The organism is Gordonia sp. NB41Y (assembly GCF_030718915.1).
Classification (GTDB): domain Bacteria; phylum Actinomycetota; class Actinomycetes; order Mycobacteriales; family Mycobacteriaceae; genus Gordonia; species Gordonia desulfuricans.
The window spans coordinates 1,929,490-1,943,277 of the sequence record NZ_CP132196.1 but is presented as its reverse complement, the minus strand read 5'-3'; the positions used below and the strand labels follow the sequence as shown (position 1 = coordinate 1,943,277).

13 protein-coding genes are annotated in these 13,788 nt (G+C 69.6%); 7 read left to right on the top strand and 6 right to left on the bottom strand.

Annotated elements, in window-relative coordinates; translation table 11 throughout:
* Positions 1–34 precede the first annotated feature (34 nt).
* Both Q9K23_RS08235 and Q9K23_RS08230 read left to right on the top strand, forming a co-directional pair.
* Entirely contained in the window at positions 35–721 is a 687-nt protein-coding gene (locus Q9K23_RS08235; RefSeq protein ID WP_020791029.1) for an ABC transporter ATP-binding protein, read from the top strand.
* A 5-nt stretch (positions 722–726) separates the two neighbouring features.
* Positions 727–3,261, top strand: coding sequence for an FtsX-like permease family protein (locus Q9K23_RS08230; RefSeq protein WP_082365765.1), 2,535 nt, complete (start codon positions 727–729; stop codon positions 3,259–3,261).
* Between the two features lie 87 nt (positions 3,262–3,348).
* Here Q9K23_RS08230 and Q9K23_RS08225 read toward each other — a convergent pair whose 3' ends face one another.
* Entirely contained in the window at positions 3,349–4,218 is an 870-nt protein-coding gene (locus Q9K23_RS08225; RefSeq protein ID WP_053776663.1) for a type IV toxin-antitoxin system AbiEi family antitoxin domain-containing protein, read from the bottom strand.
* 104 nt (positions 4,219–4,322) lie between these two features.
* Here Q9K23_RS08225 and Q9K23_RS08220 point away from each other — a divergent pair, with 104 nt between their 5' ends.
* The 3 genes from Q9K23_RS08220 to Q9K23_RS08210 all read left to right on the top strand — a co-directional run bounded on the left by Q9K23_RS08220 (position 4,323) and on the right by Q9K23_RS08210 (position 7,347).
* Positions 4,323–4,565 carry a hypothetical protein gene (locus Q9K23_RS08220; RefSeq protein WP_020793814.1) on the top strand — a complete coding sequence of 81 codons (243 nt, stop codon included), beginning with the start codon at positions 4,323–4,325 and terminating at the stop codon, positions 4,563–4,565.
* 27 nt (positions 4,566–4,592) lie between these two features.
* Positions 4,593–5,468, top strand: a complete 876-nt coding sequence (locus tag Q9K23_RS08215) for a Clp protease N-terminal domain-containing protein (protein WP_053776664.1) — start codon at positions 4,593–4,595, stop codon at positions 5,466–5,468.
* 91 nt (positions 5,469–5,559) lie between these two features.
* Entirely contained in the window at positions 5,560–7,347 is a 1,788-nt protein-coding gene (locus Q9K23_RS08210; RefSeq protein WP_053776665.1) for a siderophore-interacting protein, read from the top strand.
* 22 nt (positions 7,348–7,369) lie between these two features.
* Here Q9K23_RS08210 and Q9K23_RS08205 read toward each other — a convergent pair whose 3' ends face one another.
* Entirely contained in the window at positions 7,370–8,008 is a 639-nt protein-coding gene (locus tag Q9K23_RS08205) for a helix-turn-helix domain-containing protein (RefSeq protein WP_053776670.1), read from the bottom strand.
* A 93-nt stretch (positions 8,009–8,101) separates the two neighbouring features.
* Here Q9K23_RS08205 and Q9K23_RS08200 point away from each other — a divergent pair, with 93 nt between their 5' ends.
* Complete coding sequence (locus Q9K23_RS08200) at positions 8,102–9,499, top strand: MFS transporter (RefSeq protein ID WP_053776666.1); 1,398 nt, start codon at positions 8,102–8,104, stop codon at positions 9,497–9,499.
* Between the two features lie 33 nt (positions 9,500–9,532).
* Here the strand turns inward: Q9K23_RS08200 and Q9K23_RS08195 are convergent, their stop codons facing one another.
* From Q9K23_RS08195 to Q9K23_RS08185, 3 genes are all read right to left on the bottom strand, one after another.
* Complete coding sequence (locus Q9K23_RS08195) at positions 9,533–10,402, bottom strand: 1,4-dihydroxy-2-naphthoate polyprenyltransferase (RefSeq protein ID WP_020793320.1); 870 nt, start codon at positions 10,400–10,402, stop codon at positions 9,533–9,535.
* A 52-nt stretch (positions 10,403–10,454) separates the two neighbouring features.
* The gene (locus Q9K23_RS08190) at positions 10,455–11,474 is read right to left on the bottom strand and encodes a hypothetical protein (protein ID WP_305950467.1); all 1,020 of its coding nucleotides are present in this window, start codon (positions 11,472–11,474) and stop codon (positions 10,455–10,457) included.
* A gap of 155 nt (positions 11,475–11,629) precedes the next feature.
* Complete coding sequence (locus Q9K23_RS08185; RefSeq protein WP_315971993.1) at positions 11,630–12,268, bottom strand: SGNH/GDSL hydrolase family protein; 639 nt, start codon at positions 12,266–12,268, stop codon at positions 11,630–11,632.
* On the opposite strand from Q9K23_RS08185, the gene Q9K23_RS08180 reads away from it, so the two are divergent.
* Complete coding sequence (locus Q9K23_RS08180; RefSeq protein ID WP_261977765.1) at positions 12,255–12,530, top strand: hypothetical protein; 276 nt, start codon at positions 12,255–12,257, stop codon at positions 12,528–12,530. The two genes, Q9K23_RS08185 and Q9K23_RS08180, sit on opposite strands and share 14 nt — an antisense overlap.
* 78 nt (positions 12,531–12,608) lie before the next feature.
* Here Q9K23_RS08180 and Q9K23_RS08175 read toward each other — a convergent pair whose 3' ends face one another.
* Complete coding sequence (locus tag Q9K23_RS08175) at positions 12,609–13,655, bottom strand: lipase family protein (RefSeq protein WP_244882491.1); 1,047 nt, start codon at positions 13,653–13,655, stop codon at positions 12,609–12,611.
* Between the last annotated feature and the right edge of the window lie 133 nt (positions 13,656–13,788).

Here is a 13,788-nt window from a genome sequence, read left to right as displayed (position 1 = left end):
CTCGCGGTTCGGTGGTCCGGCTACGATCACTCCCGTGGCTGACGGGGAGCAGAATCTGGTCGAGGCGATCGATCTGGTACGTGAGTACCGGCTGGGCGAGGAGCGGGTGCGTGCACTCGACGGCCTCGACCTGAGTCTCGCGGGCGGTCGGTTCGTCTCCGTGGTCGGACCGTCGGGCGCGGGCAAGTCGACGCTGCTGCACCTCATGGGGGCCCTCGACACCCCGACGTCGGGAACCATCCGGGTCGCCGGTGTCGACCTCGGGTCGCTCGACGACGCCGCGGCGTCGGAGTTCCGGCGCACCACCGTCGGCTTCGTCTTCCAGTTCTTCAATCTCGTCCCCACCATGTCGGCGTGGGAGAACGTCGCCCTGCCCCGACTGCTCGACAGTCAGTCGCTGCGCAAGGCCAAACCGCGCGCCATCGAGCTGCTCGAGCGGGTCGGCCTCGGCGACCGCGTCGACCATCGTCCGTCGGAGTTGTCCGGCGGACAGATGCAGCGGGTGGCCATTGCGCGGTCGCTGATCATGGAACCGGCCATCCTGCTCGCCGACGAGCCCACCGGCAACCTCGACTCCGCCACCGGCGCATCGGTTCTCGAACTGCTCTCCGACGTCGCCCACGAGGGTGGCGACCGGCTGGTGGTGATGGTGACCCATGATCCCAACGCTGCATCGGTCGCCGACCAGACCATCACCGTGCGGGACGGAAAGATCGCGTGAGGTCGGTGCCGGCCCGGCTCGGCGCGGGTCTGGGCCGCGTCCGCCTGCTCAACCTGCGCGAGATCCGCACCCACCGACTACGCCTGTTCACCTCGCTGATCGTGGTGATCGTGTCGTCGGCGCTGCTCGTCGCGGTGCTCGGCACCTACGGGTCCCTGACGGCGTCGGTGCGTCAGTTCAACGCCGCGATCGCCGGCACCGCCGACCTCGAGGTCGCCGCCATCGCCGACTCCGGTGTGGAACAGGACCTCGTCGGCCAGATCCGTCGTGACGTCCCCGACGTCAAGGCCGCGGTGCCGATGGTGCGCGGGTCGGTGACCATCGGCGACCGCACCATCCCGCTGCTGGGTTCGGACTATCAGGTGACGTCGTTGTCGGGGGAGGTCGCCGCAGCGGCCGAGGCCGGTGGCCCGTCGGTGTCGCTGGACGACCTGGCCGACGGGATCATCGCCGGACCGGGGACCGGACTCCATGAGGGACAACAGGTCTCGATCGGCGACACCGAGGTTCGGGTGTTGCGGGTGGTACCCGGGGGCTCCGCGGACGAACTCAACCAGGGCAACTACATCTTCGCCTATCTCGGTCTGGCGCAACGACTCACCGGGATGGACGGTCGGGTGGACTCCGTCCTGGTCGTGGTGGCGCCGGGGGCCGATGTGGCCACCGTGCGTTCGGGGATCGAGCGGGTCGTCGACGGCCGGGCGGTGGTGGTGAACCCGGATTTCCGTGCAGAACAGGCCGAGGTGGCCAGTTCGGTGACCCGTGATGCCACGCTGCTCGTCTCGCTGGTGTCGCTGGTGATCGCCGCGTTCCTGGTGTTCAACACCATGAACATGGCGGTCGCGTCGCGGCGGCAGTCGCTGGCGATGGTTCGCGCGCTCGGCGCCCGTCGTGGTGATCTCGTCGGCGACATGCTCGGTGAGGCGGCGCTGTTCGGTCTCGTGGGTGGTCTGATCGGTGTGCCGCTGGGGTGGGCGGCCGGCCGCTGGGCGATCTCCACCGTGCCCGCGCTGAACCGCGATCAGGTGTCCATCGAGATCGGCTACCACCTGCCCGGGTATGCGCCGGTGGTGGCCGTGGTGGCGTGTGTGATCGCCTGTGTGGCGGCGACGAGTCTGGCTGCGCGGTCGGTGTTCTCGGTGTCGCCGGTCGAGGCGATGTCGCAGGGTGAGGCCGCCGCGGACGCCTCGTCGCGGCGCGGCCCGCTGGTGTGGGTGTCCGCGATCGCCGGGATCGTCGGCCTGATCGGATCGTGGGTGATCGTGGCGACGGTGCCCGACCGTCCCGCGATCCTGGCCGGCGCGGTCTACGCGATCGGCGCGCTCCTGTTGTGTTTCGCGCTCACCAAGCCGCTCGTCGGGATGGTGGTGCGGCTGGCCCGGCTGTTCGGCGGTCCCGGACGGCTCGCGTCGGTCAACACCGAACGCGCACCGCGCCGCGCCTGGGCCACCCTGATGACCGTCGCGGTGGCGATCGCGGTCGGTATCGGAACATCGGGTGCGCTGGACAATCTCGTCGGATCGATCTCGAAATCCCTGGACGGCCTGGGTGATCCGGACTTCTATGTCTCGTCCACCGGCAAGGAGCAGGTGCCGCTCGGGCCCGTCCTCCCGGAACAGATCGCCGGCGAGGTCCGTGCGGTTCCCGGTGTCGCCGAGGTGATTCCGGGACAGTGGGCGTCGGTGAACATCGGTGACGCGCGGGTGCTGATGCAGGGCCTCGTGCCCGGCTCCAAGGCGCCGTTCATGCGCAAGGCGAGTGCCGAGGCGGTGCAACAGGTGCTGGCCGGTGACGGCATCCTGCTCTCCAACGTGCTGGCCCGTACCCTCGACGCCCACGTCGGTTCCACCCTCCGGCTGGCCACCCCGACCGGATACCACGACCTCGTGGTCCGCGACACCGTCGACTACGTCTCCATCGATTCCGGAACCGCGGCGATGTCGAGCACACTGCTCGGGCAGTGGTTCGACCGTCCCGGCGCCACCTACCTCCAGGTGATGACCACCCCCGACGCCGACGAGGCGCGGGTGCGCGTCGCCCTGGAGGGGATCGCCGCGGCACATCCGGCCACCGGTGGGGTGGTGCCGCAGGTCTACAGCGGCGCCGAGGCGCTGGCGGCCACCAAGATGGAGGCCGAGGCGTCGGGTGCGTTCACCGTGGCGATCCAGTGGATCGTGTCGGTCGCCGCGGCCATCGCTCTGCTCAACACGCTGTTGCTGTCGGTGATCGAACGACGACGCGAACTCGGCGTCCTTCGCGCGATGGGCGCCTCACGTCGGTTCCTGTCGCAGATGGTGCTCGCCGAGGCCGGTGCGGTGGCCGTCGTCGGTGCCGTGATCGGCCTCGTCATGGGTGTGGTCCTGCATGTGCTGTCCGACGAGATACTCAGTGCCACCACGTCATTGGATATCGCTTACTCGCCGCGGCCGATCACCGTGGTCTACGTCGGGGTGTCGGTGGTGCTGTGCCTCGTCGGTGCGCTCGTCCCGGCCCGACGCGCCGCCCGCCTCAACATCTCCGAATCGATCGCCTCGGAGTAGCGGACAGGATCATCACCTCACGGCCGACTCATGTGGATAGTCCACATGAACCGGCCGTGAGGTGACACTTCTGTCCGCAGTTCTCGGTCAGCTCGTCTTGCGGCGTCGCGGTGCACGGTGGTGACGTGCGCGGATGGCCTTGAGGATGCGGGCCTCGGTCGCCGGCCAGTGGTGGACGACGTCGGCGTAGGTCACCCGCATGCGCAGGTATCCCGACGACGCCGAGACCTGGTCTCGCCGTCGATCCTCCTGGTAGTTCTCCGCGCCGGTGTGGTGGGCGCGGCTGTCGACCTCGATGATCAGGAGTTCTCCGGCGAGCAGGTCCACATGCCCGAGCCCGGGGATGTGCACCTGCGACCGGACAGCGATCCCGTTCCCACGCAGTCGAACCCGGACCAGGCTCTCCGTACCCGACTGTGCGCGAGCATCACACCAGTCCAGACGTGCGCGGACCTCGGCAGGGGCATCGGCGAAGGCCGCACGGATGGCGGTCGGAGTGGGCAGCGCTTCGTCGGTGTCCGGTTCCCCGGCCTGCGAACGCCAGTATCGGTTGAGCATGGAGTCGCAGATCGCGATGATCTCGTCGCGGTCGACACAGCGAATCGCATGTCGCAGGGCGAGGATCGGGTGGTCGACCGGGGCGTGCACCGGCTCGGGCCGACCGTACTGGGAACAGTAGCGCTCGGGGTTCGCGCGCGTCGCCTGACTGTTGCCGCGAAGGTGGAGTTCCTTGTCATGGGGTGGCACCCAGACGCCGTGCATGGACAACGCGGTCAGGCAGCTCACCGCGCCATGCCCGGTGACCGCGTCGACGACGCGCGGATCGGCGTCGGCCCGCGCGTACCAGCCGCGGGCGGGTCGGGTGACCCGGCCGTCGGCGAGGGCGCGGCGCAATGCCCGCCCCGAGATCCCATGCCTGTCGAGGTCGGCCCTGGTGTAGACGCCGTGGTCGGTCATCCCACGAGTGTGCGTCAGAACCGACGCTGCCTCGTGATGCTCATCCACAGGGTCGTTCGTCAATAATTCTTGACAACCAGCAGACGTCAACATAACCTGACAACATGCACGACGACGAGACCACCAGTTCCCCGGAGGCAACCGACCTGGCCGGAGCCGCCGCGAGCGCAGACCCCGCACAGGGGCTGGCCGCGGTGAGAGCTCTGCGCACCCTGGCCGACCGCCTCGAGGACGTGCAGGTGGCCAACGCCCGAAACCAGGGCTGGAGTTGGCAGGCGATCGCAGATGTCCTGCAGATCAGCCGCCAGGCCGTGCATCAGAAGCACTCACCACCACAGACCCGCTGAGGGTTTGAAACCCCAAGGAGAACAACAATGTTCGAACACTTCAATCGAGACGACAAGGCGACGATGGGTTTTGCGATCGCCGAGGCCCGCGAACTGGGACACCGGGAGGTCGGCAACGACCACCTGATCCTGGGCATGCTGGGCAATGCACGGACACCGCTGTTCGCGGTGCTCACCGGACTCGGCCTCACCCTGGCCGATGCCCGTGAGGCAGCACGTGCCCACCACGGCGAGCACGACGCCGACGCGGCGGAGGCCGCCGAGCAGAGCGCCGCCGAACGCTACGAGGAAGACCGGGAAGCGCTGCGCTCCATCGGAATCGACCTCGACAAGGTCCGCGAGGCGGTCCGTGACCGATTCGGCGACGACCTCGCCGACGGCTGGGCCGACCGGATGCGGCGTGGCCGCGGCCGAGGCCGAGGCCGTGGGCGCGGACACGGACATGGCGGCCCCCACGGCCGACGCGGCGGCGGCTGCGAACCGGACTTCGGACCCGGCGCGGGCTTCCGACCCGGCGGCGCAGACTTCGGACCCGGTGCAGGCTTCGGTCCGGGATACGACCGCGGACCACGAGGATTCGGTCCCCAGGGATTCGGCCCCGGAGGGTTCGGCCCCGGGGGAGAAGGATTCGACGGCCCCTTCGCCGGCGGTCGCGGGCGTCGTGGACCTCGTGGACGCGGCATGCGTCCCCGCTTCGCCGCCGAATCCCGCCAGGCACTCGAGGCGGCGGTCCGGGTCGCCCGCGAACGCGGCGACAACCGGCTGCGCGTCGAATACCTGCTGCTGGGCATCATCGAGGCCGGCGACGCCGCCTCGATCGCCGTGATCGAGTCGGCGACCACTGCCGACGACCTCAAGGCCGCCGTCCTGGCGAGCCTGCCCGAGGCACCCGCCGGGGTCTGACCGGCCGACGCTGCCGTGATGGCCGGGGGAACCTGCACGGTACGGTGGTCTGCGACCGCAACGCAGACCTGAACAGGGGTGGACACCGTCGATGAGTCGTTCCGCATTCCGAGCTCACTCCCTGGTCCTGCGGCACGTGCAGGTACGCCGTGTCGAGGACATCACGCCCCGCATGCGACGCATCACCGTCGGCGGTGAGGAACTCGGCGCATTCGCCCGCGACGGCATGTCCTTCCCGGCGTTCGCGCCGCCGGCCTTCGACGACCACGTCAAACTGATCTTCGCGCCCGGCGGCGACATCGCCGACGCGCTGCCCCGACAGAACGCCAACGGCATCGACTGGCTGCCGTCGGAGCACCGCGTGACCCGCGACTACACCCCGCATCACGTCGACGCCGACGTCCTCGAGGCACAGTTCGACTTCGTCGTCCACACCGACGGCCAGGTCGCCAACGGGCCCGCCGAGGAGTGGGCGCGCGCCGCCGTGCCGGGCAGCGACCTGTGGTTTGTCGGCCCCAAGGCCTCCCTGGTCCTCCCCGACGACGTCGCAGAACTGATCCTGATCGGCGACGAGACCGCGCTACCGGCGATCACCCGGTTCTTCGACGAGCGGCCCCTCGACATCCCGGTACACGCACTGATCACCGTCGCCACCGAGGCGGCGATCCAGGCGATCGCCACCCGTCCCGGTGACTCGGCCGACTTCGTCGTCGCCCAACCGGGGGACGCCGAGGCGCTGCTCGCCGCGGCACAGAAGCTGACACCGGGGGAGGGGCCGGTCTACGTGTGGGCCGCCGCCGAGAGCCGGGCGCTGCTCCCGGTCCGTCGGCATGCCAAACGGGAGTGGGCAATCCCCAAGTCACACATGGCGATCACCGGGTACTGGCATGTGCGCGAAGAGTCCGACGCCGATGCGGCCACCGCCGAGGAGGCGGCCGGTCCGGTGGCCACGCCGATCACCTCACCGGTGCCGTGGCTGGCCACCCGTGCGGCACTGAAACTGGGCCTGCTCACCGAGGTCGCACTGGAGCCGGCTCCCCGCGACACCCTGGAACGGCGTGCGAATGTCACGGCCGGACAACTCGATCCGCTGCTGGCCATCCTCGTCGACTGCGACATCCTGCGCGTCGACGCCGACCACTACCGTGCCGGTGCGGTGGGCGATGCACTGCTCGACGACGAGCATGCCCAGGAGGAGTTCGTCGGGCTGTACGCCGATCAGGTGGTGGCCCTGGGTGATCTGGCCGACGGTCTCGGTGCCGGTGGCACCGGCTGGGCGACGCGGACCGGGAACACCCTGCGCGACACCGTCACCGCGTCGTCGTCGGAGTACGCCGAGCTGGTCGACGAGGCCGAGGGCCTGCGGTTCCTGATGCCGGCGCTCTCCCGACTCCCGTTCTGGGCCGACCGATCCCGCATCGCGCTCGGCGGTCCGTCGGCGCTGGTCGTGGCCGACGGTCTGCGGATCGCCGAGATCGCTGCGGAACTGGTCGTCGTCGAAGATCCCGAACCACTGCGCGCGCTGCGGGAGAGTTGGGACTCCGACGATCTCACCTTTGCCGACACCTGGCCCGCCGACACCCCGATCCTGCTCGCCTCGGCACTCGAACACCGCACGGACGCAGAGGTTCTCGCACACCTCGACGACCTGCGCACCGTCACCGACACCGTGTACCTGATGGAATCCACCGAACTCGACGGCCTCAACGCCCGCGCCGCCGAGCAGGCCCTGGTCACGCTGGGTGCGATCGGTGTCCCGCCCCGCAACCTCGCCGACCTCGGCCGGCTCGTCGCGCAGGCCGGTTGGTCGGTCGCGTCGACGTCCCCGCTCGGCTGGGGTGTCGAATGCCTGGAACTCGTACCCGCGGAACGCAACTGATACTCAGGCCGTGGGTGTGCGGCTACCGGTCCGGCCGCATCCGCAACAGCACCCCGTCGATCTGTGCGGCGACGGCCTCGCGCACGCTGTAGTCCCGGGCGTACTCGGGTAGCCGGTCGATCAGCGCGGCGACGGTCGGGACGTCGGTGAGCTTGTCCGGGTCGATGGTCTCGTGCCATGAGCGGACCCCCGGCGGGCGCCGTCGCAGGTTGTCCTGGAACTGCAGCTCGGATGCCACGATGTAGAAGACCGAGCGCCACGCCGACATCGCCGACGACGCATCCAGACCCAGTTCGAGGGCGGCCTCGACGAAGCTGTCGGCCACCACCAGTGCCGAGGCGCCCACGGTGGTCCCTTCGCGCAGGATCGGCACGATCCACGAGATCCTCGACAGCTCGGCATACATGTCCACCGCGGCGGTGATCATCCGTTCGCGCGGCGGGCCGGTGGGTCGCGTCCACGGGATGCGCGCGGCCACCTCGTCGAGCACCAGCTGCAGCAGCGCGGCCTTGTTGTCGACGTAGTGATAGAGCGTCATCGGCTTGGAGTCGAGCTCGGTGGCGAGGCGTCGCATGCTCAGCTTGTCGACCCCCTCGGCGCCGATGATGCGGATCGCGGCGTCGACGATCTCGTCGCGACTCAGTGAGGGCACCGGCGGCATGGCGACCATTCTGCCTGGGTATCGACATCTCCGGGGGATAAGCCTACCCTAAGGTACTTGTACGAATACGTACGCGTACGAGATGGGAGTGCCGTGATCCAGTCACCTACCGGGGGCCGCCCGGTCCACTATCCGACCCTGCTCGCGACGATCTTCACGTTGCAGTTCCTGGTCGCCCTCGACATGTCGCTGGTGAACATCGCGCTCCCCGACATCCGTTCCGAGCTGGGGTTCAGCGCATCCGGCCTGCAATGGGTGGTCAACGGCTATCTGCTGACCTTCGCCGGGTTCATGCTGCTCGGCGGTCGTCTCGGCGATCTGTGGGGCCGGCGGGTCGTCGTGCTCGCCGGGCTCACGGTCTTCGCGGTCGCCAGTGTGGCCGGCGGGCTCGCCTCGGGTCCCGGCCTGTTGGTGGCCGCCCGCGCCGTGCAGGGGGTGGCCGGTGCGTTGCTCGCCCCGGCGGCCCTGGCACTGGCCTCCACGGTCGACGACGCCGCGCAACGGAAACTGGCGATGGCGCTCTGGGGTGGTGCGGGCGCGGGTGGCGGGGCGGTCGGTGTGGTCCTCAGCGGTCTTCTCACCGAATGGTTCTCGTGGCGGGCGGTCCTGTTCGTCAACGTGCCGATCGTGGTGGTCGCGCTCATCGCCGCCGCCCGGGGCGTCCCGGCCGGGCGCCGCCGCGACGTCGGACACCTCGACGTCCCCGGTGCGGTGCTGGTGACCACGGCGGTCGGGGCGCTGGTCTACGCGGTGACCGGTGGCGGCGACCACGGCTGGGGTGAGACCGCGACGATCGTCGCCTTCGTCGTCGCGGTGCTCGGGGCGCTCGCCTTCGCCCTCGTCGAACGCTCCACCGACCACCCGCTCATGCCGTTGCGGATCCTGGCCGCGCGAAGCGTGCTGGGTGCCAACATCTTCGGCTTCATGCTCGCCGCCGGACAGCTGGCGGCATTCTTCTTCGCATCGCTGTACGTGCAGACCGTCTGGGACGTGGAGTCCGACGTCGCCGGACTGCTGTTCCTGCCGTTCTGCGTCGGGGTGGTGATCGGTATCGCCCTGTCGGGCAAGCTGGCCGCGGCGATCGGGGCACGCAACAGCATCGGTGTGCTCGGTCTGGTCGGGGCGGTGGGCATGGTGCTGTTCGCGCGGATGCCCGGCGAGTTCGACTTCTGGGCGTTGCTGGTGTCGTCGCTGGTCGCATCCATCGGGATCGGCGGCTCGATGGTGCTCATCGGTACCGTCGGGACCCGCGGCGTCGCACCCGGGGAGGCGGGTCTGGTCTCGGGAATCCTCAACAGCTCACGGCAGCTCGGCGGCACGATCGGGCTGGCCGTCCTGGTCACCATCGCCGCCCGCCAGGCCGTTCCGGTCGACGGCTATCGCATCGGGTTCGCCTGCGGTGCGGTCCTTCTGGCCGTCGGCGCGCTGGCGGCGTGGGCCGTCCTGCCGGGTCGCAGCGCCGACACGAAGGCGATGGCCGCCCAGGGGTGAGAAAGCCGGCCGCCGTCGCCGGCGGGAACCGGATCAGGCGACGATCAACGCCACCGCGGTCAGCACCGACCATGCGAGCATCGCCAGACCGGTACCGCCGATCGACGGGATCAGCGCACGGCCGGTGGCGCCGGTGGCCACCGGCCGGCCCGCGATCACGAAGAGCGGCAAAGCGATCAGCCCGATCAGTGCCCACGGTGTGGCGGCCACCAATGCCAGGCTCATCACCAGCGGCAGCGCCAGCAGGGTCAGATACAGCACCCGCGTCGGCCGTTCACCGATCCGCACCGCCAGGGTGATCTTGCCGGACTCGGCGTCGGTCGGGATGTCGCGCAGGTTGTTCACCACCAGCACCGACGTCGAGATCGCGCCCACGCCGACGGCGCAGGCCACACCCGCCCAGTCGATTCGTCCCGCCGTGACGTACTGGGTGCCCAGCACCGCGACCAGACCGAAGAACACGAACACCGCGATCTCGCCGAGTCCGATGTAGCCGTAGGGTTTCGGACCGCCGGTGTAGAACCAGGCGCCGGCGATGCAGATCGCCCCCACCACCACCAGCCACCATGCGGTGGTCACCGCGAGGGCCAGGCCGCACACGGCACCGACGCCGAAGCAGACGAATGCCGCGGTCTTCACCGCCTTGGGTTCGGCCGCCCCCGATCCGACCAGACGCATGGGGCCCACGCGGTCGTCGTCGGTGCCGCGGATGCCGTCGGAGTAGTCGTTGGCGAGATTGGCGCCGATGATGAACGACACCGCCACCAGCAGTGCCAGCACCGCCTTCCACCACACCACGTCACCGGCGTACAGCGCCGCACCGACGCCGGCGATCACCGGTGAGATCGCGTTGGGGAGGGTGCGCGGACGGGCGCCGGAGATCCACTGCTTTGCGGTTGCCACGTCACTGATCGTGCCACGCGGGGCTCGGCTCACCGCCGGATGCCCTCTGGTCTCACGTGCCCGCCGGGTCGGTGTCCTCGGGGACGACCGGGGTGATCTCGGGTTCGGTCGGCTGCGGGGTCTGCACATCGCCGAAGGAGCCGGGACTCACGGTGGGCGCGGTCGGGATCACCGGCGGTTCGCTCGGCGGGTTGCTGGGCGCGCTCGGGGTGCTCGGCGTGCTCGGCGAACTGGTCGTCGCCGAGTCCGACGTCGTGGAGGTGGCGGGCGCCTCGTTGTCCGCGGTCGAGGTGGTGGTCGGTGACGGGGAGACCGACGTCGTCGTGGGGGCGTCGGTCGCAGGCGCCGGGGTCTCGACGGCCGGTGGTGCCGACGCCTGCGGGGAGGCCTCGGGAACTGCGGCGGCGCTCGGTTCCGCCGTCGCGACCGCGCGTGACTCCAGGACCGCCTGGGCCTGGGGATGGATGCTTCGCGCGCTGACCCGTACGGACGGATCGGTGGCCACCACCGCGGCCAGCGCGGCCTCGAGCAGGCTGCCCACGTCCTCCGGCGTCATCGGGAGCGCCGGGCCCTCACCGGTGGGATCGTCCCAGATCTCATACGCCGAGACCTTGCCCTTGTATCGGCCGGCGAGTCGTTGCGCGAACACGGTGAACCGTTCGGCCACATGCACCGGATCGGCGCTCCCGGCCCACGGGGAGGTCAGCGAGATGACGACGGAGACGTCCATGCCGTGCGCGCGGGCCTCGTCGATCACTGTGTCGAGGGTCTCCCAGGCCGTGGTGTCGGAGCCGCCCTGCTGCAGGAAGGTCCACGGCGCACCGACGCGGATCTCACGTACGCCCAGGTGGTAGAGGTCGTCGATGGTGGTGACGAGCTCGTCACGGCTCATCCGGTAGATCTGCGCGTCACCGACACCGAGTTCGGTGGGGTCGCCGGTCACCGCGGTGAGCGCTGTGATCAGCGACGATGCGGGAGGGGGTGGGGCCGGTGCGGGGAACGGGGCGGTGGTCACCCCGATCATCGCGCCGCCGATCGCCAGTGCCGTCGCACCGATCGCAACGCGCCGCATCGTGCGTGACCGGACCGGTTGCATAAGATTTCCTCGACGTATTCACGGCTGTTTCTCAGGAACTGCTATAGAAACATTGTGCCGTGCTCACCGCCGATGCGGAAGGAGTCCGGTGTCCGTCGAGTGATCCAAATTCGCAGCGTCGGACGGCGCCCTCAGGCCGGGGTGAGGCCGAATGCCGCCAGCACGGCCTTGGTCCAGAGTTCCTGGCCGGCCGCATTGGGGTTGACGTCGTCGCTCATCAGCTGGGCGCGGGCCGCCGGATCGGTGGGGAACGCCGAGTACACGTCGATCACCTGGATGCCCTCGGTGTCCATCGCCGCCGCGAACCCCGACATCTGCTGGGCGTCGGAACCGTCGCGATGCGGGTTCTGCTTGATCACCGCGATCGCCGCCTCGGGGTACTTCTTCTGCAGGTCGGTGATCAGCGGCTGGATCTGCGGGGCGAGCGGCTTGGTGGTGTCCTCGGTGAGCCCGAAGTCCAGCAGGATGATGCTCGGCGTGACGTCCTTGCCGATCATCGTGTCGAGATGCTTGCGAGCGTAGGCGGCGTCCACACCGGCGGCGCTGCCGTTCCAGAATCCGATGGGCCCGTTGGGGCCGGTGCCCAGCGAGACCGGCTTGCCGTAGGCGGTGGTCTCGGTGTTCCAGTAGGCCGTGGCGACCGGACGCTGCAGCGAGGTGCTGATCGCACGACCCAGGGCGGGTGCCCACCCGGTGGGGGATGCGCCGGTGGAGTCACCGAGCAGGACGATCGTCCGCGGTTCGGTGGGATTGGCCTTGGCCGAATCCATGAATTCGACGGTGGCCGGTGTCGTGGGTGCGGATGCGGGTGTCGTTCCCGCGGGAGCGGTCGTGGCCGCGGCCGTGGTCGGGGCGCTTCGGTTTCCCGAGATCACCAATCCGACGATGAGGACGACGACGCAGACCGCCATCACGATCCAGGCCCATACCGGGGCCGACGCCGCGATGCGCTTCACCAAGCTCTTCATTGCTGTGAAGATTCTCCTCAATACCACCGGCCGGGAGGTCGCCCGAGCCCACCATGTTGCGTAGACCATAACCGGCATCGCCGCAGCATGCGCGATGGGCCCCGCCGGCGGAGTTGATCAATCGCTCGAATTCCGTTGCGGCTCAACAGTCGCCACCGGTGGGTCGGCCGGCGAACCGTGCATGGATCCAATCTCTGAGCAGCGCACCGGAATTCGCGGCGTGACCTTGGCCTTCGAGGCGCACGCGCTGCACCGTGTCGCCCTTCGCGCAGCCCTCGCCGAGCGTCACCTCCATGACGTCGACGGGGATGATGTCGTCGACACTGCCGTACAGCGCGAGGATGGGGACATCGGTGGCGGTCTGCGGCAACGACTGTCGTGCGATCGCGGTACGCAGTGCCTGCGCCGCGGCCGGTGAGTCGGCGCGGAAGGTCGCCGCATCGGCCGACCGTACCTGGGCGGCCACCGCGTCTCGGTCGCCGGAACACGAGGTCAGGGTGGCGAGCCGGCCTGCGGCGGGACCGTGCAGGTGGTCGTCGGGATCGATCGACGGATCGGCCTGCGCGATACCGCCGACCAGGATCGGATACAGCCAGCGCTGCCCGGCGGTCAGGGTGCCGTCCTGTGCGCGATCGACCAGGTAGCCGGCGTCGAGCAGGGGAACCGATGCCACCGCTCCCCGAAGATTCCCGACGCCGTAGGACGCCTGGTTCTCGGCCGTCGCCCACGCGGCGTTCCCGCCCTGCGATGCGCCGTACACCACCCAGTTCGGGCCGATCGTCGGTTCGATCCCGCGGGCCGCGCGCACCGCGTCGATCACGTTGTGGGCGGCGGTCCGCGGTTCCAGGTAGGGGTGTGCGGCGGTGCGGGTGCGCAGGCCCAGGCCCTGGTAGTCGGTGGTGACCACGGCATAACCCGACTGCACGAAGGAGGCGACGGCGCCGATGTCGCCGAACATCTCGGCGTTGTCCGACGGTCCGCAGTCGCGGCTGATACCGGTGGTGCCGTGCGCATAGGCGATCAGTGGCCAGCCGCCCGCCGGACGATCGCCGCCGGGGACGAACACCGCCCCGCTCACCGTCGTCGCACCGCCGTCCACACCCGACGTCGAGCGGTAGACGATCCGGGTGGCGCGGGTTCCGGCCGGCGTCACCGACGCCCAGGAATCGAGGCCGGGACTCGACGACACCACTTCACCGCGGGCGGCGAGAATCGTCCGATCGATGGATGGTGCGGATGTCGAGGAGTCTGCATTCTCCGCCACGGAATGTGACGTAGAACACGCTGCGAGAACGGCGCCGACGGACACGATCACGCCTATG

Coding starts and splice junctions, on each gene's coding strand:
- Q9K23_RS08205 (WP_053776670.1), bottom strand. CDS start 8,008: ATGCCGCCGGTGCCCTCACTGAGTCGCGACGAGATCGTCGACGCCGCG.
- Q9K23_RS08210 (WP_053776665.1), top strand. CDS start 5,560: ATGAGTCGTTCCGCATTCCGAGCTCACTCCCTGGTCCTGCGGCACGTG.
- Q9K23_RS08220 (WP_020793814.1), top strand. CDS start 4,323: ATGCACGACGACGAGACCACCAGTTCCCCGGAGGCAACCGACCTGGCC.
- Q9K23_RS08185 (WP_315971993.1), bottom strand. CDS start 12,268: ATGGATTCGGCCAAGGCCAATCCCACCGAACCGCGGACGATCGTCCTG.
- Q9K23_RS08225 (WP_053776663.1), bottom strand. CDS start 4,218: ATGACCGACCACGGCGTCTACACCAGGGCCGACCTCGACAGGCATGGG.
- Q9K23_RS08190 (WP_305950467.1), bottom strand. CDS start 11,474: ATGCGGCGCGTTGCGATCGGTGCGACGGCACTGGCGATCGGCGGCGCG.
- Q9K23_RS08215 (WP_053776664.1), top strand. CDS start 4,593: ATGTTCGAACACTTCAATCGAGACGACAAGGCGACGATGGGTTTTGCG.